The sequence below is a fragment of the Streptomyces sp. NPDC085946 genome, from assembly GCF_044540485.1.
In the GTDB taxonomy this organism is placed as follows: domain Bacteria; phylum Actinomycetota; class Actinomycetes; order Streptomycetales; family Streptomycetaceae; genus Streptomyces.
In genome coordinates this window covers 1045938-1067082 of the sequence record NZ_JBITSF010000001.1, presented here as the reverse complement: position 1 = coordinate 1067082, position 21145 = coordinate 1045938, and the positions used below count along the sequence as shown (strand labels likewise).

Here is a 21145-nt window from a genome sequence, read left to right as displayed (position 1 = left end):
AGACGGCCCATACACGGCAGGGCGGTCCGTACCCGCCAGTAGGGGTACGGACCGCCCGAGCCGGAAGGGCCGGCGGGCGCCTGATCACCCGGATGAGCTACCCAGAGCCAGTGCCCTCGGACCGGCGTTTCACTCGTCCAGGGCCGCCAGGGCCCCGGCCATGAGCGCCCTGCGGTCGGCCGCCGAGGCCAGGTGCTCCAGGCCGAAGCCCAGCAGCACGGTGTCCTCGGTGGTGACCGCTCCGTACGTCCGGAACAGGGCCCCGGTGCGCGCCCAGTCGTTCAGGACGGCCGGGCTGCCCGCGGGCGGCCCGAGCACCTTCCAGGCGCCGAGGGAGGTCTCGAAGCCCTCGGTCTCCCGGGCCGTGCCGCCGGTCACGAGCGAGGCCTCGTCGGCGAGGACGCCGCGGCCGCCGGTGCCCGGGTCGGTGACGTAGCTGATCGCGACCTCGACCGTCTTCCCGGCGTAGGCGCTCAGGTCGAACTCCACCTGCTGCCAGCCGCCGGAGGCGCCGGTGAGGCTGTGCCACGCGCCGGTGGTGCCGGTGGCGGTGCAGCCGTCCTGCCCGACCGTCAGGTAGTGCCTCAGCCAGGGGTGCTCGCCGACGTAGAAGCCGGCCGAGCACTCCTCCGGGACGGCGGTGCCGGTGGCGCCGCCCGCCTCGGGCAGCGTGGTCCAGTCGTCCGCGCCGGCGGTACGGGCCTCGACCAGCACGTGGTCGTAGCCGGCCTCGGTGTCCCAGAGCAGCCGGGTGCGCAGGGCCGGCCGGTCGGACGCGCCCACCGCGGTGAGGTCGAGGGTGCGGCCGAGGCGCTTGTAGGCGTCGTCGGTGTGGACGGCGGCGGCCATGGACGCGCCCGCGTAGGGCCCGTAGGGGTTGACCGTCCCGGCGAACTGTCCCGCGCCCGCGCTCGCGAACTGCGGGAACCGGTCGGCGGGCAGCACCTCGGAGGTGACGCCGTAGGTGCCGGCCCGGTCCAGCGGGTTGCCGGGCGCGTCGCCGAGCGCCCCGGTGAAGCCGTCCAGCCCGCCCGAGCCGGTGAAGCCGGAGGCGCCGGGGGTGGAGGTCCGGGTGTAGGCGCCCAGGTAGTACTGGCTGAAGTCGTTCGACAGGGTGCCGCCGCCGAGGTCGACGCTGCCGCCGGCCTGCTCGCCCGCCTCGATCAGCCGGCCGCCCTCGTTGAGGAAGGCGCGCAGCCGGAGCTGGGTGGCGATGCCCGGGGTGCTCGCGCCGGTGTGGTGGACGACGGTGTCGAAGTGGCTCAGCACGCCGAGCGCGTCGGGCGCGCCCTGTGCGGCGACGTCCCAGACGACGGCCTTGCGGCCGTTGGCCCTGAGCGCGTCGACGTAGGTCCGCGCCTGCGTGGCGGTGGCGCCCTCCTCGGCGACCACGAGGACGTCCGCGCGGGGCCGCTCGGCGACGGTGTAGGTGAAGTGCTCGCTGGAGACCTTCTTGCCGCTCCTGGTCTCGCCGGTGAACCACACCTCGACCTCGTCGCCGGGCTCGCCGTCCTTGACCTTGGCGCGGTACTCGTCGAAGTGGAGGTTGTCCTCGCCGCCGAACCGCTCACCGCCCTTCCAGGGCCGCAGCGCCATGTCGTGGACGCGGCCGCCGTTGACGCGGTACCTCAGCTCCTTGTCGCGCACGGCCTTGCGGACGACGACGGAGACCTCCTGGTCGGCGCCGCGGGAGTACGACACCGGGAACGCGGCCGGGGTGAAGTCGGCGGCGTCCAGGCCGACGGCCGAGGACGGCCGGTCGGGGTGGGAGGCGGTCTCGGCGACGGAGAGCGCGAACGGGACGTTCTTGGCGAACTCCTGCTGGATCAGCTTCTCGTCGTCGGGGAAGGTGAAGATCGACCGGCAGTCGGACGCCTTCCACGCGTCGTCCGGATCGGCGTCGGACGCGGTCTGGCAGGTCGACATCTCGGGGGTGAACATCCCCATGCCGTTGACGTTCGCCGCGTGTCCGTCGGCCTCGCCGTTGGTGGTGTACAGCTCGGAGGAGAGCTGCGGGAGGTAGCCGGGGACGGCCGGGTTCTCCGGTGTGCCCGCCAGGGCCTCGTAGAGGACGTCGTCCGGGGTCGGGGTGGCCACCTGCCAGCCGACGCCGTAGAGGATGAGTTCGGCGGCGGAGTGGTAGTTGATGCCGTACGTGAAGCCGATCCGCTTCTGGAAGGCGTCCAGCGCCCGGGTCTCCGGCTCGGAGTTGGGACCGGCGCCGCGGTAGGTCTGGCTGGTGGGGTGGGGGGACGAACCCTCGTCGTCGTAGCCCCACTTGTAGGCGAAGTTGCGGTTCAGGTCGACGCCGTCGCCGGTGGCGATGACGCCGTCGCCGTTGACGTCCCGCAGGTTCTTGCGCCACAGGCGGTTGGCTTCGTCGGCGAAGGTGTAGTCGTAGCCGTCCGGGTTGGCGGACAGCACGAACCACAGCTCGGTGGAGTCGACGATCTTCTTGACGCGCTTGTCGGTCGTGTACGCGTCCAGGTAGTGGTGCATCAGCCGGCGGGTCATCTCCGGCGTGATCCACTCGCGCGCGTGCTGGTTGGACAGGTACAGCACGGCGGGCTTGGAGCCGTCCTTCGACTTCTTGGCGCCCTTGGTGAGCTTGAGGGCGAGGATGTCCTGGCCCTTGACCGTCTTGCCGATGGAGACGACCTTGGTGAGGCCGGGGTGCTGCCGGGCGGTCCGGAGGATCTCCTCCTTCAGTCCGCCCTCTCCGCTGTACGGGCGGAACACGCCCTCGGCGGCGTCCTCGACGCGGGCCTCGGCCTTCGCGGAGAGGGTGTGCTCGGTGAGGCCGACGCCCTGCTTCTCCAGCTTCTCGGCCTGCCGGTCGGTGAGGTAGACCTCGACGGTGGCCGTGCCCCGGTCGGGCACCTGCTCACCGAGTTCGTGGCCGTCCTGGCCGGCCGCCAGCAGCAGGGGCACCTGCTTCTTGGTGACGTCGGCGCGGAAGACCTTGACCTCGTCCCCGTCCGTTCCGCCGGGAGCCTGGGGTTGTGCCTGGGCGATGGGTGCGAAGCCCGCTCCGCCGATCAGGAGCGCGCCGACGGCGAGGATCGATCTCGCTCTTCGTCTCATGAACCCCCCTAGGGTGGGTCCGCCACAGCAGCGAACCCTGCCAGGCTCATGACAGTCCATGATCGAGTCAAGACGTCCCCGCCGACACGCCGACGCCGGTGCCGATCACCCAAGTGGGCGTCGGCACCGGCGTCTTGACTCCGCGTCACTCAGCCTGCGAGGTTGTCGGCCAGCTCCTCGCTGAGGTTGGCCTCCGTGCCCGGGATGCCGAGGTCGGAGGCGCGCTTGTCGGCCATGGCGAGCAGCCGGCGGATGCGGCCGGCGACGGCGTCCTTGGTCAGCGGCGGGTCGGCGAGGGCGCCCAGCTCCTCCAGGGAGGCCTGCTTGTGCTCCATGCGCAGCCGGCCGGCGGCCGCCAGGTGCTCGGGGACGTCGTCGCCGAGGATCTCCAGGGCGCGCTGCACGCGGGCGCCGGCGGCGACGGCCGCGCGCGCGGAGCGGCGCAGGTTGGCGTCGTCGAAGTTGGCCAGCCGGTTCGCCGTCGCGCGCACCTCGCGGCGCATCCGGCGCTCCTCCCAGGCCAGCACCGACTCGTGGGCGCCGAGCCGGGTGAGCAGCGCGCCGATCGCGTCGCCGTCACGCACGACCACCCGGTCCACGCCCCGCACCTCGCGGGCCTTCGCGGCGATCGACAGGCGGCGGGCGGCCCCGACCAGGGCGAGCGCCGCCTCGGGGCCCGGGCAGGTCACCTCCAGGGAGGAGGAGCGGCCCGGCTCGGTGAGCGAGCCGTGCGCGAGGAACGCGCCGCGCCAGGCCGCCTCGGCGTCGCAGGTGGCCCCCGAGACCACCTGCGGCGGCAGGCCGCGGATCGGGCGGCCCCGGCCGTCGACCAGGCCGGTCTGCCGGGCCAGCTGGTCACCGCCCGCGACGACGCGCACGACGTAGCGCGAACCGCGCCGCAGTCCGCCCGGCGCCATCACGATCAGCTCCGAGCTGTGGCCGAAGATCTCCAGGATGTCCCGCTTGAGACGGCGGGCCGCCATCGCGGTGTCCAGCTCCGCTTCGATCACGATGCGCCCGCTCACCAGGTGGAGGCCGCCGGCGAACCGCAGGACGGCGGAGACCTCCGCCTTCCTGCAGCAGGTACGGGTGACGGGGAGCCGGGAGATCTCGTCCTTCACCGCTGGCGTCATCGCCATGGGCCGATCCTTCCATGCATACGAAAAATACGGTCGTACGCGGCGGCCAGCAGCTCCGGGTCGTGCCTCGGCGTCCCGTCGGTCCGGGCCACCGGCGCCAGCTCGACCGCGGCGCCCAGCCGCTTGGCGGCTTCCGTCAGCGAGGCACGGTCGGGCACGGCGGCCTCGTCGGCCAGCACCACGTCCAGGGCGAGTTTAGGGGCGTGTCGCCCCAAAACCTCCACATGACGCTGCGGGGAGAAGCCCTCGGTTTCTCCCGGCTGCGGGGCGAGATTCAGGGAGAGCACCCGGCGCGCCTTGGTCTGCGTGAGCGCGTCCAGGAGCTCGGGGACGAGCAGGTGCGGCATGACCGAGGAGAACCAGGAGCCGGGTCCGAGCACCACCCAGTCGGCGTCGAGGACCGCCGCGACCGCCTCGGGGACGGCGGGCGGGTCGTGCGGGACGAGGTGCACGGACTGCACCTCGCCGGGGGTCAGCGCGACGTTGGCCTGGCCGCGGACGGTGTCGACGTCGTCCGGGCGGTCCGGGTGGTGGCCCCTCACCAGGGCCTGGAGCTCCAGCGGCACGGCCGACATGGGCAGCACCCGCCCGTGCGCGCCGAGCAGCCGGCCGACCAGGTCCAGGGCCTGCACGTGGTCGCCGAGCTGCTCCCACAGGGCGACGATCAGCAGGTTGCCGACCGCGTGGCCGTGCATCTCGCCCTTGGACTGGAAGCGGTGCTGGATGACGCGGGCCCAGGTCTGGCCCCAGTCGTCGTCGCCGCACAGCGCGGCCAGCGCCTTGCGCAGGTCGCCGGGCGGCAGCACGCCCAGCTCGTCGCGCAGGCGCCCGCTGGAGCCGCCGTCGTCGGCCACGGTGACGACGGCGGTGATGTCGCCGGTGATCCGGCGCAGCGCGGCGAGCGAGGCCGACAGGCCCATGCCGCCGCCGAGGGCGACGACCTTGGGCTGGGTGCCGCGGCGGCGCGGCCTGCCGCCCCGGGTCTCGGCGGACCGGCCGCCGCGCCCTTCGTGCACCACCCGGCGCAGCCTGCTCAGCCGCGGAGTACGTCCTGTCATTCGCGTCCCATGTCCCGGTGGACGACCACCGTCTCCACACCCTCGGCGGCGAGCCGTGCGGCGAGCTTCTCCGACATGGCGACGGAGCGGTGCTTGCCGCCCGTGCAGCCGACGGCGATCGTCACGTAGCGCTTGCCCTCCCGACGGTAGCCCGTGGCGACGAGCTGGAGGAGTTCGGCGTACCGGTCCAGGAACTCCTTGGCCCCGGGCTGGTTGAAGACGTACGCCGACACCTCCTCGTGGAGGCCGGTGAACGGGCGCAGCTCCGGGACCCAGTGCGGATTGGGCAGGAAGCGGCAGTCGACGACGAGGTCGGCGTCGACGGGCAGGCCGTACTTGTAGCCGAAGGACATCACGGTGGCCCGCAGCTCGGGCTCCTCCTCGCCGGCGAACTGGGCGTCCATCTTGGCGCGCAGCTCGTGCACGTTGAGGCTGGAGGTGTCGATCACCAGGTCGGCGTCGCCGCGCAGCTCGCGCAGCAGCTCGCGCTCGGCGGCGATGCCGTCGACGATGCGGCCGTCGCCCTGGAGGGGGTGCGGGCGGCGCACCGACTCGAAGCGGCGCACCAGGGCCTCGTCGGAGGACTCCAGGAAGACGATCCGCCGCGTGACGCCCCGGCCGTCGAGGTCGGCGAGGGACTCGCGGAGGTTGTCGAAGAAGCGGCGGCCGCGGACGTCGACGACGACCGCGATCCGGGCCACGTTGCCCTGGGAGCGGGCGCCGAGCTCCACCATGGTGGGGATCAGCGCGGGCGGCAGGTTGTCGACGACGAACCAGCCCAGGTCCTCCAGACACTTGGCGGCCGTGGACCGCCCGGCTCCGGACATGCCGGAGATGATCACCAGCTCGGGGATCGCCGCTTCGGGGACCCCGGCCGTTTCCTTGCCCGTACTCACCTGTGCTCCGTCGTCGTGGCGTGCGTCCTGCCGTACGGGATTCTGGCCTGCTTCCCTGTGCGGCGCCTCGGCAGTGTCTCGCGGCGCGGGCTGCCGCTGCGCCGCGGGTCCGGTGTCGCGGTCGTGCTCGTGCTCGGTCATGTCTCCTGCCCCCGTCGTTCGTCCGGGGCGCCCGCGGGCACGGGCTCCCCCGCGGAACCCGTCGTCGTCCCGGGTTCCCCGTCTTCCACGTCTTCCATGATCTCTCCGGTCGCCGTGTTCACGGCGGGCGCGGCCGGGGCCGCCTGGGCGAGGGCCACGGCGATGGTCTCGGCCGTCTTGCGGCCTATGCCCGGGACCTCGCAGATCTGCTCGATGGTCGCGGCCCGCAGCCGCTTCACCGAGCCGAAGTGCCGCAGCAGCGCCTGCTTGCGGGCCTCGCCGAGGCCGGGGACGTCGTCCAGCGGGCTGGAGCGCAGGCGCTTGGCGCGCTTGGTGCGCTGGTAGGTGATGGCGAAGCGGTGGGCCTCGTCGCGGACGCGCTGGAGCAGGTACAGGCCCTCGCTGGTGCGGGGCAGGACCACCGGGTCGTCGTCGCCGGGCACCCAGACCTCCTCCAGGCGCTTGGCGAGGCCGCATACGGCGATGTCGTCGATGCCCAGCTCGTCCAGGGCCCGGCGCGCCGCGGCGACCTGCGGCGCGCCGCCGTCCACCACGACGAGCTGCGGCGGGTAGGCGAACTTCCTGGGGCGGCCGTCCTCCTCGGTGAGGCCGTCCGCCAGGGGGCCGTCCTCGCCGTCGGCCCACTCCCCCGTCCGCTCCTTCTCGGCGAGGTAGCGCCGGAAACGGCGGGTGATCACCTCGTGCATGGAGCGGACGTCGTCCTGCCCGCGGAAGCCCTTGATCTGGAAGCGCCGGTACTCGCTCTTGCGGGCCAGGCCGTCCTCGAAGACGACCATGGAGGCCACGACGTCGTCGCCCTGCAGGTGCGAGACGTCGTAGCACTCGATCCGCAGCGGGGCGCTGTCCAGGCCGAGGGCCTCGGCGATCTCCTCCAGGGCCCGCGAGCGCGTGGTCAGGTCGGAGGCGCGCCTGGTCTTGTGCAGGGCGAGCGCCTGCTGCGCGTTGCGCTGCACGGTCTCCATGAGGGCCTTCTTGTCGCCGCGCTGCGGGACGCGCAGCGAGACGCCCGAGCCGCGGCGCCCGGTGAGCCACTCCTGCACGGGCTCCACGAGGTCGGGCAGCGCCGTGACCAGGACCTCCCGGGGGACGGCGTCGCCGGTCTCCTCGCCGTAGAGCTGCTGGAGGGCGTGCTCCACGAGGGCGCCGGTGGTGATCTCCTCGACCTTGTCGGTGACCCAGCCGCGCTGGCCGCGCACCCGTCCGCCGCGCACGTGGAAGATCTGGACGGCCGCCTCCAGCTCGTCCTCGGCGACCGCGACCAGGTCGGCGTCGGTCGCGTCGGCGAGCACGACCGCGTTCTTCTCCATGGCCTTCTTCAGGGCCCCGATGTCGTCGCGCAGGCGGGCCGCCCGCTCGTACTCCATCTCCTCGGCCGCCTCGGTCATCATCCGTTCCAGACGGCGGATGTACGTGCCCGTGCGGCCGGCCATGAAGTCGCAGAACTCGTCGGCGAGCTCGCGGTGGTCCTCGGGGTCGATCCGGCCGACGCAGGGCGCGGAGCACTTGTCGATGTAGCCGAGCAGGCAGGGGCGGCCGGTGCGGGCGGCGTTCCTGAAGACGCCGGCCGAGCAGGTGCGCACGGGGAAGACGCGCAGCAGCAGGTCGACGGTGTCGCGGATCGCCCACGCGTGCGCGTACGGCCCGAAGTAGCGCACGCCCTTCTTCTTGTGGCCGCGCATCACCTGCACGCGCGGGAACTCCTCGTTCATCGTCACCGCGAGGTACGGGTAGCTCTTGTCGTCGCGGTACTTGACGTTGAACCGGGGGTCGTACTCCTTGATCCAGGAGTACTCCAGCTGGAGCGCCTCGACCTCGGTGGACACCACCGTCCACTCCACGGACGCGGCCGTGGTGACCATGGTGCGGGTGCGCGGGTGCAGGCCCGCCAGGTCCTGGAAGTAGTTCGCCAGGCGCTGGCGCAGGTTCTTCGCCTTGCCGACGTAGATCACGCGGCGGTGCTCGTCACGGAACCGGTAGACCCCTGGCGAGTCGGGGATCTGTCCCGGCTTGGGACGGTAGCTGGAGGGGTCGGCCATGACTCACACCCTACTGGCGGGGACCGACACTCCGGCGGGCCCGTGGACGGCCGGGGGCCGGGTCGCCGCGGCGCGCGCGGGGTGCGGGGCCGCGGGCCGCGCGACCGGCCCGCTCCCCGCCGCGGGCCGGTCCGGGCCGCCCCGGGCGGGCCCTGCCGGGACGCTCTCCCCGCAAGCCCGCCGCCGCCCCAGGGATTACGCCGGGCCGCGAAGGGGAACGGGGCTACCCACGACGACACGGCGGTCTCCCGGGTGCCGTACGCGCAGGTGTGCGGCTCCCGGGACGCCAGCGCGGACCGGTCGGTCCCTGCGGGGAGCGGCGGGTCACGACGGAAGGGTGGTTCGGATGCGGCAGGTGCGGATCGAGAAGTCACGGCGGCCGGTCCGGGCACGGCGGTACGCGGACGAGCCACTGGCCCTGCGGGAAGCCCTCGACCCGCGCGACGCCGACCTGGTCCGCGCCAAGCGGCTGCGCTCGCGCCTGCAGGAGCAGGGCGGGACGGACCACTCCTAGGGGCAGGGGCGCGGGCCGCCGCCGCTCTCTTCCGGCGCACCCCGCCCGTCTCCCACGGCGTTCCCGCCTCTCCGGCGGGTCTTTGCTCCCCGAGCCGCTCCGGCCCCGTGCCGGAGCGGCTCCGGCGTTCCGGTGGCCGGACGGCGGCGGGCGCAGGTCGCTGTTGGGTATCAACTGTTGTCGGGGCTTTGTCAACACGCTTCAATGCGGGGGAACTCGGGGGTCCCGAGCGGCGGCGGGCGGAGGAGAGGACGCGCCCTGCGCCGGCGGGGGCCGTCCCGGGCGACCCGTGCGAACGGCCTGACCAGCCGTTGCCGACCTTCACAGAAAGGCCCCTGCATGCCGCACGCCACCTCGCACGCGGACGTCGCCCCCGCGGATCTGGACTCGGCCCTGCGCGGCGGCCCGTTCCACGTCGCCCTGCGGGCCGCGATCGCCGCCCGGGGGCTGCCGTTGCAGCGTGTGCAGCACCACCTGTCGCGCCACGGCGTGAAGGTCGGTGTCACGAGCCTGAGCTACTGGCAGCAGGGCGCCCGCCGCCCGCAGCGTCCCGAGTCGCTGCGGGCCGTCCGGGCCCTGGAGGAGATCCTGCGGCTGCCGGAGGAGTCGCTGATCCGGCTGCTCGCCTCGTCCGAGGAGCACCCGGCGGAGCAGCGCTCCGCGGCCCGGTCCTACCGCTCCCTCGTCGAGGCCACGGGCGTCCTGGAACGGCTGATGGCCGAGCTGGGCTGCCCGCCCGACGCCGGGCTGGACACCCTGGGGCACCACGAGCGGATCCGCGTCGGCGGGCGCCGCGAGCTGGCGGAACGCGAGTCGCACCACATCGTGCGCGCCCGCCGGGACGGCGTCGACCGCTTCGTGGCCGTCCACCACGGCGATCCCGGCGCCGTTCCGGAGCGCATGGCGGTGCACGCCCTGGACAACTGCCGCACCGGGCGCGTGCGGCAGGACGGCGCCACCGGGGTGCTGGTGGCCGAGCTGCTCTTCGACACCCGGCTGCGCACCGGCGAGACGTTCCTCTTCCGCTACGGCGTCGAGGACGGCACCGCCGGCGTCTCCCGGGAGTACGTGCGCGGGTTCGGTCCGCCGGGCGGCCAGTACGCGCTCCAGGTGCGCTTCGACGCCCCCGCGCTCCCGGTGCGCTGCCACCGCTTCGCCCAGCAGTCCGCGGCGGCCCCGCGCACCGGGCACCAGGAGCTGGCGCTCAGCGGCCGCCACCGGTCGGTGCACCTCGTCGAACCGCGGGTGCGGTCGGGGTTCGTGGGGATCGGCTGGGACTGGGAGTGAGGGGGCGGCCCGGGGGCGAGGGGTCGCGCGCCGGGGCGCACGACCCGGTGTGCACGTCGGAGGCCGGGAGCGCGAGGGCGTAACCGGTTGCGGCCGTCCTCGGCCGCCCCCGCTGGGCCGGGCGCCGAAAGCCCGGTGAGCCGGGTGAGGACCCGCTCAGGCGTCCGGTCCCGCCACGATCCGGCCGTCCTTCACCTCGACCCGCAGCGCGGCCAGCGGCACGGTGGCGGGCTCGCGCAGCACCTCGCCGGTGGCGGCGTCGAACTCGCTGCCGTGGCAGGGGCAGATCAGGGTCGTCCCCTCCAGCTTGTTGATCGGGCACCGCGCGTGCGTGCAGATCGTGCTGTACGCCGCGAACGTGCCGTCCTCGCCGCGGCTGACGACGACGTTGTGGTCCCGGTACAGCGCGGCGCCGCCCCGCGGGACCTCGCTCTCGGCGCCGAGGTCGACGGGTGCGGTCGGCTGGGCGGGCTCCGTGCTCCCGCCGGGCGAGCAGGCGGCGGCACCGAGCCCGGCGACGGGGGCCAGGGCCGCCCCCCTCAGCACGGTGCGGCGGCTCGGAGCGGGTCGGCCGGGCATGGGATCTCCCCTGGTCGTACTGCGGTGCACGCCCGACGATACCGGTGGTGACGGCCCCGGCCCGCCACGGGTACGCGGCCCGCAGTGGCGGCGTAAACGCTTGCGCAAGCGTTTACGCGAGCCTCGCCGATGCGATAGCGTCCCGTCCGGCCGGCCCGCGGGCGGCCGGTCACGGGAAGGGAGGCGCCGTGGCGACCATGGCCGACGTCGCACGGAGCGCCGGCGTCTCCGTGGCGACGGTCTCCCACGTGCTGAACGGCACCCGGCCGGTGCTGCCGCACACCCGCCGGGCCGTCCTGGACGCCGTCGAGGAGCTCGGCTACACCCCGAACACCCTGGCCCGCTCCCTGGTGACCTCGCGCACCCGGTCCATCGGGCTCGCGGTGTCGGCGATCGGCAACCCGTACTTCACGGAGATCCTCCAGGGCGTCGAGGCCAGTGCCCTGGAGCACGGCTACGGCCTGCTCGTCGCCGACCCGCACGACGACCCCGCGCACGAGCGCACGGTCGTGCAGCTGCTGCACGAGCGCCGGGTGGACGGCATGATCGTCGCGCCCTCGCCGGACCCGCGCGCGCTGCTCGCCTACCTGGGGCGGCACGCCGTACCGGCCGTCTTCCTGGACCGGCTGGTCGACGTTCCGCGGGACGGCGTCCCGCGCTTCGACCAGGTGTGCGCGGTGAACGCCGAGCCGGCGGCCCGGCTGGTCACCCACCTCGCCGGCCTCGGCCACCGCCGGATCGGGCTGGTGGCGGGGCGGCCCGGGCTCAGCACCACGCGCGAGCGGATCGCCGGGTACCGGCAGGGCCTGGCCGCCGCGGGACTGCCGTACGACGAACGGCTGGTGGTGCACGGCGACTCCGAGGCGGCCGGGGCCGAGCGGGCCACCGCGGCCCTGCTGTCCCTGGCCCCGCCGCCCACCGCGCTCGTCACGGCCAACGACACCATGACCCTGGGCGCCCTGCGGGCCCTGCGCGACCGGGGCGTGTCGGTGCCCGGCGGCATCGCGCTGTGCTGCTTCGACGACTTCGCCTGGGCGGACCTGTTCTCGCCCCGGCTCACCGCGATCGCCCAGCCCGGCAGGGACATCGGCGCGACGGCCGTCCGGCTGCTCCTGGACCGTCTCGCCGAGCCGGACCGGCCCGCCCGGACCGTGCGGCTGCCCTGCGCCTTCGTCCACCGCACCTCGTGCGGCTGCCCCGAACGACCGGAGCCCCTCCAGGAAGGACCGTCCGCATGATCGTCGTCGCCGGTGAGGCACTGATCGACCTCGTCCCGCAGGGCACCGGTGCCCTCACGGACCTGAAGCCGGCGCTCGGCGGCGGCCCCTACAACACGGCGGTGGCCCTGGGCCGGCTCGGTTCGCCCGTCGCCTTCTGCTCCCGGGTGTCGTCCGACGCCTTCGGCGAGGCGCTGCTGGACCGGCTGCGCGGCACCGGGGTCGACGTGTCGTCCGTGCAGCGCGGTCCCGAGCCGACGACCCTGGCCGTCGCGACGGTCGGCACGGACGGCTCCGCCGCCTACTCGTTCTACGTGGAGGGCACCGCGGACCGGCTGTTCGCCGCCCCGGCCGCGCTGCCGCCCGGCACCCGCGCGGTCTCCTTCGGCACGTGCTCGCTGGTGCTGGAGCCGGGGGCGAGCGCGTACGAGGAGATGATGCGCGCCGCGTCCGCGCAAGGCGTGTTCACGGCGCTGGACCCGAACATCCGGCCCGGGCTGATCGCGGACCCCGACGCCTACCGGGCCCGCTTCAAGAGCTGGCTGCCCTCGGTGTCCCTGCTGAAGCTGTCCGCCGAGGACGCCCGGTGGCTGGGCGGCACGCCCCGGGAGTGGCTGGCGGCCGGTCCGGCGGCGGTGGTGATCACCCAGGGCGGCGAGGGGCTGACGGCCTTCACCCGCGACGGCGGGGTGTACCCGGTGGCCGGCGAGCGGGTCGACGTCGTGGACACGATCGGCGCGGGCGACACGGTGAACGCGGCGCTGCTGCACGGACTGGCGGCGCGGGACGCCCTGAGCGAGCGGGCGGTGGCCGCGCTGGGCCCGGACGGCTGGGCGGGGCTGCTGGGGTTCGCGGCCCGCGCGGCGGCGATCACGTGCTCGCGGGCGGGCGCGGAGCCGCCGTACGCCCACGAGCTGGAGGGCTGACGTCGCCCGGGGCCGGCCCCGGGCGACAGGCGGTGTGCAGCGGTGCGGCAGGGGGACGCCCTGCCGGTATGCCGACGCGCCGCGCCCCACGGGGTTTCCCGTGGGGCGCGGCGATGCGGATGCCGGCCGCGCGGCCGGGGGCCCTGCCGGCCCGGCCTCAGGCCTTGCGGGCCCGGGTCGCCCTCTTCGCGGTGGCCTTGGTGGCCGCCGTCTTCGCGGGGGCGTCGTCGACCGTCTTCGTGGCGGTCTTCCTGGTGGTGGCCCTGGCCGCGACCGTCTTGCGGGCCGCCGCCTTGCGCGGGGCCACGACCGGCGCGGCGTCGCTGATCCGGTCCGCGCCGAGGATCTCCCGCAGGAACTTGCCGGTGTGGCTGGCCGGCACCGCGGCGACCTGCTCGGGCGTGCCCTCGGCGACCACCACACCGCCGCCGGCGCCGCCCTCGGGCCCCATGTCGATGACCCAGTCTGCCGTCTTGATCACGTCGAGGTTGTGCTCGATGACGATGACCGTGTTGCCCTTGTCCACGAGACCGGCCAGGACCTTCAGCAGCTTGCTGATGTCCTCGAAGTGCAGACCGGTGGTCGGCTCGTCCAGGACGTAGACCGTGCGGCCGGTGGAGCGCTTCTGCAGTTCGCTGGCGAGCTTGACGCGCTGCGCCTCGCCGCCGGACAGGGTGGTCGCGGACTGGCCGAGCCGGACGTAGCCGAGACCGACGTCGTTCAGCGTCCTCAGGTGCCGGGAGATCGCCGGGACGGCCTCGAAGAAGTGCATCGCCTCCTCGATCGGCATGTTCAGGACCTCGGCGATGGACTTGCCCTTGTAGTGGACCTCCAGGGTCTCCCGGTTGTACCGGGCGCCGTGGCAGACCTCGCACGGGACGTAGACGTCCGGGAGGAAGTTCATCTCGATCTTGATCGTGCCGTCGCCCGCGCAGTTCTCGCAGCGGCCGCCCTTGACGTTGAAGGAGAACCGGCCGGGCATGTAGCCGCGGACCTTCGCCTCGGTGGTCTCGGCGAACAGCTTGCGGATGTGGTCGAAGACGCCGGTGTAGGTGGCCGGGTTGGAGCGCGGGGTGCGGCCGATGGGCGACTGGTCGACGTGCACGACCTTGTCGACGAGGTCGTCGCCGTCCACGCGGGTGTGCCGCCCGGGCACGGCCCTCGCGCCGTTCAGCTCGCGCGCCAGGTGCGTGTACAGGATGTCGTTGACCAGCGTGGACTTGCCGGAGCCGGACACGCCCGTGACCGCGGTGAACACGCCCAGCGGGAAGGACACGTCGATGTCCTTGAGGTTGTTCTCGCGGGCGCCGTGCACGGTGAGCCGGCGGGACGGGTCCAGGGGCCGCCGGACGTCGGGCAGCGGGATGGACTTGCGGCCGGACAGGTACTGACCGGTCTGCGACTCCTCGTTGGCGAGCAGCTCCTTCAGGGAGCCGCTGTGCACCACCTTGCCGCCGTGCTCGCCGGCGCCGGGGCCGATGTCGACGACCCAGTCGGCGACCTTGATGGTGTCCTCGTCGTGCTCGACGACGATGAGCGTGTTGCCCATGTCGCGCAGCCGGACCAGGGTCTCGATCAGCCGGTGGTTGTCGCGCTGGTGGAGGCCGATGGACGGCTCGTCGAGGACGTACAGGACGCCGACGAGGCCGGAGCCGATCTGGGTGGCCAGGCGGATGCGCTGGGCCTCGCCGCCGGAGAGGGTGCCGGCCGCGCGGTTCAGCGAGAGGTAGTCCAGGCCGACGTCGACCAGGAACCGCAGCCGCTCGTTGACCTCCTTCAGCACGCGCTCGGCGATCTTCTTGTCGCGGTCGCTGAGCTTGAGCTCGCCCAGGAAGTCCGCGCAGTCGCTGATGGACATCGCGGAGACCTCGGCGATGGACTTCCCCATGACCGTGACCGCGAGGACGATCGGCTTCAGGCGTGTGCCCTCACAGGTCGGGCAGGGCACCTCGCGCATGTACCCCTCGAAGCGCTCGCGGCTGGCGTCGCTCTCGGCCTCGGTGTGCCGGCGCTTGACGAAGGGGACGGCGCCCTCGAAGGCGGTGGTGTACCGGCGCTCGCGGCCGTACCGGTTGCGGTAGCGGACCTCGACCTGGGTCCTGTGGCCGTGCAGCAGGGCCTTCTTGGCGCGCTGCGGCAGCCCCGCGAAGGGGATGTCGGTCCGGAAGCCCAGCGCCTCGGCGAGGGCGCCGACGAGGCGGCCGAAGTACTCCTTGGTGTGGCCGTGCGACCAGGGGTGGATGGCGCCCTCGTCGAGCGACTTGTCCGGGTCGGGGACGATCAGCTCCGGGTCGACCTCCATGCGCGTGCCGATGCCGGTGCAGTCGGGACAGGCGCCGAAGGGCGAGTTGAAGGAGAAGGAGCGGGGCTCCAGCTCCTCGAAGGACAGGTCGTCGTACGGGCAGTACAGGTGCTCCGAGTACATGCGCTCGCGCTCCGGGTCGTCCTCGGGGAGGTCGACGAAGTCGAGCACGACCATGCCGCCGGACAGGCCGAGCGCGGTCTCCACGGAGTCGGTCAGGCGGCGCTTGGCGGAGTCCTTCACCGTGAGGCGGTCGACGACCACCTCGATGGTGTGCTTCTCCTGCTTCTTCAGCGTCGGGGGCTGGGACAGCTGGACCGTCTCGCCGTCCACGCGCGCGCGGGAGTAGCCCTTGGTCTGCAGGTCGGCGAAGAGGTCGACGAACTCGCCCTTGCGCTCGCGCACCAGCGGCGACAGCACCTGGAAGCGGCTGCCCTCGGGCAGCTCCAGGACCTTGTCGACGATGGCCTGCGGCGACTGGCGGGAGATCGGGCGGCCGCACTCCGGGCAGTGCGGCTTGCCGATGCGCGCGAAGAGCAGGCGGAGGTAGTCGTAGACCTCGGTGATCGTGCCGACCGTCGAGCGCGGGTTGCGGGAGGTCGACTTCTGGTCGATGGAGACCGCCGGGGACAGGCCCTCGATGAAGTCGACGTCCGGCTTGTCCATCTGGCCGAGGAACTGCCGGGCGTACGAGGAGAGGGACTCGACGTAGCGCCGCTGCCCCTCGGCGAAGATCGTGTCGAAGGCCAGCGAGGACTTGCCCGACCCCGACAGGCCCGTGAAGACGATGAGCGAGTCGCGCGGGAGGTCGAGCGAGACGTTCTTGAGGTTGTGCTCGCGCGCTCCACGAACGATGAGACGGTCGGCCACGCCGGTCCGCACCTTTCTTGAGAGAAGTGACAGGGGCGGGGCCCCCGTCTTCCTCAGACTAGGGGGAGCCACTGACAACGCCGGTCGCATGCACGGGTTGCCAACAAACCCCGGCCTTCCAGCATGCCCGACGCCGGGACCGACCATATAGCACGTGCATTCGATTAGCGGGGACGGTCCGCCTCCTTCACCCGAAGGTGTGACCGAGACTAGGGTCATGAGCATGATTGATCACGCTCATGACCTGGCCTCTGTACGGGACGCCACCGAGCGGCTGCTCACCGCAGTCGGCGCACTGGACGACGCGGCTGTGACGGAGCCGTCACGCCTGCCCGGCTGGACGCGCGGCCATGTCCTCGCCCACCTCGCCCGGAACGCGGACGCCCTCGTGAACGTGCTCCGGGGCCGCCCCATGTACGTCTCCGGCGAGGCCCGGGACGCCGACATCGAGCGGGACGCCCCCCGGCCGCTCGACGCGCAGCTCGCCGACCTGCGCGCCAGCGCGGACCGCTTCCAGGAGGCCGGCGCGGCACCCGCCGACTGGTCGCGCACGGTGGAGCTGCGCAACGGGGTCACCGACTCGGCGTCCCGGGTGCCCTTCCGGCGGTGGGTGGAGGTCGAGCTGCACCACGTGGACCTCGGGATCGGGTACGAGCTGGAGGACCTGCCGGCGGAGTTCACGGAGCGGGAGATCGACTTCCTGGCGGAGCGGTTCGGCGGGCACCCGGACGTGCCGCCGACGCGGCTCGCCGCCGAGGACGGCCGCGTGTGGACCACCGGCGGGGCGGCCGGGGACCCGGTCACGGTCCGAGGACCGGCCGCCGGGCTGCTCGGCTGGCTCGCCGGCCGCCGCGACGGCTCCGGCCTGGCGGTCGAGGGCGGTCCGCTGCCGGCGCTGCCGCCGCTGTAGCGTTCCGGGGCCGCCGCGCACCGCCCCGCTATAGGCTGGCATCCATGACGTACAGCGGACAGGTGACGGTCGGCGGCCCTGCCGACGTGCACGAGCTCAAGGACCTGATGATCACCAAGATCGCGGTCGGTCCGATGAACAACAACGCCTATCTGCTGCGCTGCCGGGCCACGGACGAGCAGCTGCTGATCGACGCCGCGAACGACGCCCACGCCCTGCTCGGCACGATCGGTGACGACGGCATCGCCTCCGTCGTCACCACCCACCGGCACGGCGACCACTGGCAGGCCCTCGCCGAGGTGGTGGCGGCCACCGGGGCCCGCACGTACGCGGGCCGGGACGACGCCGAGGGCATCCCCGTGCCCACCGACGTCCTCCTCGACGACGGCGACACCCTCCGGGTCGGACACGTGGAACTCACCGCACGCCACCTGGTCGGGCACACGCCCGGCTCGATCGCGCTCGTCTACGACGACCCGCACGGGCACCCCCACGTGTTCACGGGGGACTGCCTCTTCCCGGGCGGTGTGGGCAACACCCACAAGGACCCGAAGGCGTTCGCCCGTCTGATCCACGACGTCGAGACCAAGATCTTCGACGTGCTGCCGGACGAGACCTGGGTCTACCCCGGCCACGGCGACGACACCACGCTGGGCGCGGAACGCCCGCACCTGCCGGAGTGGCACGCGCGCGGGTGGTGAACGGGGTTCCGTCCCCCGCGCGCGGGTGGTGAACGGGGTTCCGTCCCCGCACACGAGTGGTAACGGGACCCCGGGCCGGCGGACCGGGTCAACGCGCCCGAATACGGGGCGCGTTCACGAGAACGCAACACACGTTCCCACATAGCGGGAATCAGCCGGAGCGGCCTCGACAAGCCGACCTCCGGCTGTCAATCTCCCGCCATGCATCCTGCCCCGCGCGCTCCGCGCCGCGCCGTCGTCGCCGTCACCGTCGCCCTGCTCGCCGCCGCCGTCGGCTGCGCCCCGCAGCCGGACGGACCGGCCGGCGCCAAGCCGTCCGGTCCGTCCGGGGACAGCTGCCCCAAGGGTGCGTTGGCGACCGAGACACCGGGCAAGCTGACGATCGCGACGGACAAGCCCGCCTACGCGCCGTGGTTCCAGGACGACGATCCCGCCAACGGCAAGGGCTTCGAGTCGGCGGTCGCCCACGCCGTGGCCGAGCGGCTCGGTTACGACAGGAGCGAGGTCGTCTGGCAGAGCGTCCCCTTCAACAAGGCCTTCGCGCCCGGCGAGAAGACCTTCGACTTCGACATCAACCAGGTGTCCGTCAGCGCGGAGCGGAAGAAGGCCGTGGACTTCTCGTCCGGCTACTACGACGTGCGCCAGGCCGTCGTCGCGCTGAAGGGCTCCAAGGCCGCCCGGGCGTCGGGCATCGCGGACCTGAGGGACGTGAAGCTGGGCGCCCAGGTCGGCACCACCAGCCTGACCTACATCGACGACGTCGTGCGGCCGAAGCGGGCGGCGGCGGTGTACGCCAAGAACGACCAGGCCAAGTCGGCGCTGAGGAACGGCCAGGTGGACGCCATCGTGGTGGACCTGCCGACCGCCTTCTACATCACGGCGGCCGAGGTCACGGACGCGACCGTCGTCGGCCAGTTCGAGAACCACGGCGGCGCGCCGGAGCAGTTCGGCCTGGTGCTCGACAAGGGCAGCGCGCTCACGCCCTGCGTGAGCCGGGCCGTGGACGCGCTGCGGGAGGACGGCACGCTCGCGGAGATCGAGCGGAAGTGGCTGTCGGAGGCCGTTGACGCGCCGGTGCTCAAGTGACGGTGGCCGAGGCGGAGTTCCGGGAGGAGTCCGGCGGGGACGGCAAACCCGACGGCTACGTCCCCTCCCCGCGCCGGCTCGACCGGGAGCGGTACAAGCGCGCCCGCGCCCGCCGCGCCACGGCGATCGCCGCGCTGTCGACCCTGGTCACCGGGGCCGTGCTCTACCTGGTCGTCGTCAACGCGCCGGGCTGGCCGCGCACCAGGGAGACGTTCCTCGACCCGGAGTACGCGCGCGAGGCGTTCCCCCGGGTCCTGGAGGGGCTGTGGCTCAACGTCCGGCTGCTGCTCGTGTGCGGTGCCGCCGTCGTGGTCCTCGGCATGCTGATCGCCGTCGCCCGCACCCTGCGCGGCCCGGTGTTCTTCCCGCTGCGCGCCCTGGCCGCCGCGTACACGGACTTCTTCCGCGGACTGCCGTTGATCATCAACCTGATGATCGTGGTCCTGGGGGTGCCCGCGCTGCGGCTCCAGGGCGTGACCGTCGACCCGGTGGTGCTGGGCGGCGCCGCGCTCACGCTGACGTACTCGGCGTACGTCGCGGAGGTGTTCCGCGCCGGCATCGAGTCCGTGCACCCCTCGCAGCGCGCCGCGGCCCGCTCCCTGGGGCTCAGCAACCGGCAGGCCCTCCGGCACGTGGTGCTGCCCCAGGCGGTGCGGCGCCAGGTGCCGCCCCTGCTGAACGACCTGGTGTCCCTGCAGAAGGACACCGGGCTGGTGTCGATCGGCGGCGCGGTGGACGCCGTACGGGCCGCCGACATCATCGCCGGGCGCAGCCTCGACTACACGCCGTACATCGTCGCGGGACTCGTGTTCGTGGCGCTGACGATCCCCATGACCCGCTTCACGGACTGGGTGACGGCCCGGATGGACCGCCGGCGCGCCCAGGGAGGGACGACATGAGCGAGGTGCCGGTGCTGCGGATGGAATCCGTCCGCAAGACCTTCGGGGGCTCGGTGGTGCTGCGGGACGTGGACCTGGAGGTCGCGCCGCACACGGTGACCGCGCTGATCGGGGCCTCCGGCTCCGGCAAGTCGACGCTGCTGCGGTGCGCGAACCTGCTGGAGGAGATCGACGACGGGGCGATCTGGCTGGACGGCGAGGAGATCACCGACCCGCGGGCCGACCAGGACGCGGTGCGCCGCCGGATCGGCGTGGTCTTCCAGGCGTACAACCTGTTCCCGCACATGACCGTCCTGGAGAACGTCACCCTCGCCCCGCGCCGGGTGCACGGCGTCCCGCGCGCACGGGCCGAGGAGCAGGCCAGGGAGCTGCTGGAGCGGCTCGGGCTGGCCGCCAAGGCGGACGAGTACCCGGACCGGCTGAGCGGCGGCCAGCAGCAGCGGGTGGCGATCGTGCGCGCCCTGGCCGTGCGGCCCCGGCTGCTGCTGCTCGACGAGATCACCGCCGCCCTGGACCCGGAGCTGGTCGGGGAGGTGCTGGCCGTCGTCCGCGGCCTGAAGGACGAGGGCATGACCATGGTGCTGGCCACGCACGAGATGGGCTTCGCCCGGGAGGTCGCCGACCAGGTGTGCTTCCTGGACGGCGGTGTGGTGCTGGAGCGCGGCACCGCCGAGCAGGTCTTCGGGGATCCGCGGCGGGAGCGCACCCGGCGCTTCCTGCGGCGGATCGTGGAGGCGGGGCGCCTGTAGCGGTGCTCCCGGGCGTCCGGTGAGGGACGCCCGTCCCGGCGGGCGGGGCGTCCGGTGAGGGACGCCCGTCCCGGCGGGCGGGGCTTACGCCTGCGCCTGTCCCGCCCCGGCCAGCGCGGCGACCCGCTCCACGCCGAACACGTACCCCTGCACCCCGCAGCCCGCGATGACCCCGTCGGCGCGCAGCGAGACGTAGGAGTGGTGCCGGAAGGACTCCCGCTGGTGGATGTTGGAGATGTGCACCTCGAGGACCGGCAGGCCGTCACAGGTGTTGAGCGCGTCCAGGATCGCCACGGAGGTGTGCGAGTACGCGCCCGGGTTGATCACGATGCCGCAGTGGTGCAGGCGGGCCTCATGGATCCAGTCCACCAGCTCCCCCTCGTGGTTGGACTGGCGGAAGTCGACCGTGCCGCCGTGCGCGGCCGCCGCCTTGGCGCACAGCGCCTCCACGTCGGCGAGGGTGTCGGAGCCGTAGATCTCCGGCTGGCGCTGGCCGAGCAGGTTCAGGTTGGGGCCGTTGAGGATCATGATCGGGGCGTTGGCCAGGGTGCGGGGCACGGTTCCTCCGGTCCGGTCGCGGTGGGGCGGTCCGGCGGGGACCGCTGCTCGGACCCGGTCTATCACGGGGTGCCGGCACGGCGGCCGGCCGCGTCCCGCGACCGCCGTCCGGCGGGGCCGTCCGCCCCGGCGGCGCATCCCCGTCGCGCGCGGGACCCACCCGCGTCCCTCC

General features: G+C 73.4%; 17 protein-coding genes. 9 read left to right on the top strand and 8 right to left on the bottom strand.

The features are described 5' to 3' along the window. Window positions 1–129: 129 nt before the first annotated feature. The 5 genes from ACIF8T_RS04710 to uvrC form a co-directional block, all read right to left on the bottom strand. A complete protein-coding gene (locus ACIF8T_RS04710) occupies window positions 130–3084 on the bottom strand; it encodes a M14 family zinc carboxypeptidase (protein ID WP_400031101.1) in 2955 nt (984 codons plus the stop codon). A 149-nt stretch (window positions 3085–3233) separates the two neighbouring features. Beyond that, complete coding sequence (gene whiA, locus ACIF8T_RS04705) at window positions 3234–4223, bottom strand: DNA-binding protein WhiA (RefSeq protein ID WP_400031099.1); 990 nt, start codon at window positions 4221–4223, stop codon at window positions 3234–3236. Continuing rightward, window positions 4214–5281, bottom strand: a complete 1068-nt coding sequence (gene yvcK / locus ACIF8T_RS04700; protein ID WP_400031097.1) for a uridine diphosphate-N-acetylglucosamine-binding protein YvcK — start codon at window positions 5279–5281, stop codon at window positions 4214–4216. Before yvcK ends, whiA begins: the two co-directional genes overlap by 10 nt. Continuing rightward, window positions 5278–6318: an RNase adapter RapZ gene (gene rapZ / locus ACIF8T_RS04695; protein WP_400031095.1), complete on the bottom strand. Its 1041-nt coding sequence runs from the start codon at window positions 6316–6318 to the stop codon at window positions 5278–5280. Before rapZ ends, yvcK begins: the two co-directional genes overlap by 4 nt. Then, entirely contained in the window at window positions 6315–8375 is a 2061-nt protein-coding gene (gene uvrC, locus ACIF8T_RS04690) for an excinuclease ABC subunit UvrC (protein WP_400031093.1), read from the bottom strand. Before uvrC ends, rapZ begins: the two co-directional genes overlap by 4 nt. A 346-nt stretch (window positions 8376–8721) precedes the next feature. On the opposite strand from uvrC, the gene ACIF8T_RS04685 reads away from it, so the two are divergent. Beyond that, the gene (locus ACIF8T_RS04685) at window positions 8722–8889 is read left to right on the top strand and encodes a hypothetical protein (RefSeq protein ID WP_400031091.1); all 168 of its coding nucleotides are present in this window, start codon (window positions 8722–8724) and stop codon (window positions 8887–8889) included. Window positions 8890–9228: 339 nt separating this feature from the next. Further along, the gene (locus ACIF8T_RS04680) at window positions 9229–10176 is read left to right on the top strand and encodes a hypothetical protein (RefSeq protein ID WP_400031089.1); all 948 of its coding nucleotides are present in this window, start codon (window positions 9229–9231) and stop codon (window positions 10174–10176) included. Window positions 10177–10332: 156 nt separating this feature from the next. Here the strand turns inward: ACIF8T_RS04680 and ACIF8T_RS04675 are convergent, their stop codons facing one another. Further along, a complete protein-coding gene (locus ACIF8T_RS04675) occupies window positions 10333–10755 on the bottom strand; it encodes a Rieske 2Fe-2S domain-containing protein (protein ID WP_400031087.1) in 423 nt (140 codons plus the stop codon). Window positions 10756–10943: 188 nt separating this feature from the next. On the opposite strand from ACIF8T_RS04675, the gene ACIF8T_RS04670 reads away from it, so the two are divergent. Together ACIF8T_RS04670 and ACIF8T_RS04665 are read left to right on the top strand one after the other, a co-directional pair. Then, window positions 10944–11993, top strand: coding sequence for a LacI family DNA-binding transcriptional regulator (locus tag ACIF8T_RS04670; protein WP_400031085.1), 1050 nt, complete (start codon window positions 10944–10946; stop codon window positions 11991–11993). Continuing rightward, entirely contained in the window at window positions 11990–12898 is a 909-nt protein-coding gene (locus tag ACIF8T_RS04665) for a carbohydrate kinase (RefSeq protein WP_400031083.1), read from the top strand. The genes ACIF8T_RS04670 and ACIF8T_RS04665 overlap by 4 nt, the downstream gene beginning before the upstream one ends. A gap of 157 nt (window positions 12899–13055) precedes the next feature. Here the strand turns inward: ACIF8T_RS04665 and uvrA are convergent, their stop codons facing one another. Then, window positions 13056–16070: an excinuclease ABC subunit UvrA gene (gene uvrA / locus ACIF8T_RS04660; protein WP_400031081.1), complete on the bottom strand. Its 3015-nt coding sequence runs from the start codon at window positions 16068–16070 to the stop codon at window positions 13056–13058. A 223-nt stretch (window positions 16071–16293) separates the two neighbouring features. On the opposite strand from uvrA, the gene ACIF8T_RS04655 reads away from it, so the two are divergent. The 5 genes from ACIF8T_RS04655 to ACIF8T_RS04635 all read left to right on the top strand — a co-directional run bounded on the left by ACIF8T_RS04655 (window position 16294) and on the right by ACIF8T_RS04635 (window position 20415). After that, window positions 16294–16980 (top strand): maleylpyruvate isomerase family mycothiol-dependent enzyme, encoded by a 687-nt coding sequence (locus ACIF8T_RS04655; protein ID WP_400031496.1) that lies wholly within the window; start codon window positions 16294–16296, stop codon window positions 16978–16980. Between the two features lie 44 nt (window positions 16981–17024). Continuing rightward, window positions 17025–17681, top strand: a complete 657-nt coding sequence (locus tag ACIF8T_RS04650) for an MBL fold metallo-hydrolase (protein ID WP_400031079.1) — start codon at window positions 17025–17027, stop codon at window positions 17679–17681. A gap of 201 nt (window positions 17682–17882) precedes the next feature. After that, entirely contained in the window at window positions 17883–18767 is an 885-nt protein-coding gene (locus tag ACIF8T_RS04645; protein ID WP_400031077.1) for an ABC transporter substrate-binding protein, read from the top strand. Next, the gene (locus ACIF8T_RS04640) at window positions 18764–19666 is read left to right on the top strand and encodes an amino acid ABC transporter permease (RefSeq protein ID WP_400031075.1); all 903 of its coding nucleotides are present in this window, start codon (window positions 18764–18766) and stop codon (window positions 19664–19666) included. The genes ACIF8T_RS04645 and ACIF8T_RS04640 overlap by 4 nt, the downstream gene beginning before the upstream one ends. Then, window positions 19663–20415 carry an amino acid ABC transporter ATP-binding protein gene (locus ACIF8T_RS04635; RefSeq protein WP_400031073.1) on the top strand — a complete coding sequence of 251 codons (753 nt, stop codon included), beginning with the start codon at window positions 19663–19665 and terminating at the stop codon, window positions 20413–20415. The genes ACIF8T_RS04640 and ACIF8T_RS04635 overlap by 4 nt, the downstream gene beginning before the upstream one ends. An 84-nt stretch (window positions 20416–20499) precedes the next feature. Here ACIF8T_RS04635 and aroQ read toward each other — a convergent pair whose 3' ends face one another. After that, window positions 20500–20973, bottom strand: coding sequence for a type II 3-dehydroquinate dehydratase (gene aroQ, locus ACIF8T_RS04630; protein WP_400031071.1), 474 nt, complete (start codon window positions 20971–20973; stop codon window positions 20500–20502). Window positions 20974–21145 lie beyond the last annotated feature (172 nt).

What these genes read in the sequence shown, in the direction of transcription:
- ACIF8T_RS04710 (WP_400031101.1), bottom strand. Translation starts at nt 3,084, where the DNA reads ATGAGACGAAGAGCGAGATCGATCCTCGCCGTCGGCGCGCTCCTGATC.
- whiA (WP_400031099.1), bottom strand. Translation starts at nt 4,223, where the DNA reads ATGGCGATGACGCCAGCGGTGAAGGACGAGATCTCCCGGCTCCCCGTC.
- yvcK (WP_400031097.1), bottom strand. Translation starts at nt 5,281, where the DNA reads ATGACAGGACGTACTCCGCGGCTGAGCAGGCTGCGCCGGGTGGTGCAC.
- rapZ (WP_400031095.1), bottom strand. Translation starts at nt 6,318, where the DNA reads ATGACCGAGCACGAGCACGACCGCGACACCGGACCCGCGGCGCAGCGG.
- uvrC (WP_400031093.1), bottom strand. Translation starts at nt 8,375, where the DNA reads ATGGCCGACCCCTCCAGCTACCGTCCCAAGCCGGGACAGATCCCCGAC.
- ACIF8T_RS04685 (WP_400031091.1), top strand. Translation starts at nt 8,722, where the DNA reads ATGCGGCAGGTGCGGATCGAGAAGTCACGGCGGCCGGTCCGGGCACGG.
- ACIF8T_RS04680 (WP_400031089.1), top strand. Translation starts at nt 9,229, where the DNA reads ATGCCGCACGCCACCTCGCACGCGGACGTCGCCCCCGCGGATCTGGAC.
- ACIF8T_RS04675 (WP_400031087.1), bottom strand. Translation starts at nt 10,755, where the DNA reads ATGCCCGGCCGACCCGCTCCGAGCCGCCGCACCGTGCTGAGGGGGGCG.
- ACIF8T_RS04665 (WP_400031083.1), top strand. Translation starts at nt 11,990, where the DNA reads ATGATCGTCGTCGCCGGTGAGGCACTGATCGACCTCGTCCCGCAGGGC.
- ACIF8T_RS04655 (WP_400031496.1), top strand. Translation starts at nt 16,294, where the DNA reads ATGATTGATCACGCTCATGACCTGGCCTCTGTACGGGACGCCACCGAG.
- ACIF8T_RS04650 (WP_400031079.1), top strand. Translation starts at nt 17,025, where the DNA reads ATGACGTACAGCGGACAGGTGACGGTCGGCGGCCCTGCCGACGTGCAC.
- ACIF8T_RS04645 (WP_400031077.1), top strand. Translation starts at nt 17,883, where the DNA reads ATGCATCCTGCCCCGCGCGCTCCGCGCCGCGCCGTCGTCGCCGTCACC.
- ACIF8T_RS04635 (WP_400031073.1), top strand. Translation starts at nt 19,663, where the DNA reads ATGAGCGAGGTGCCGGTGCTGCGGATGGAATCCGTCCGCAAGACCTTC.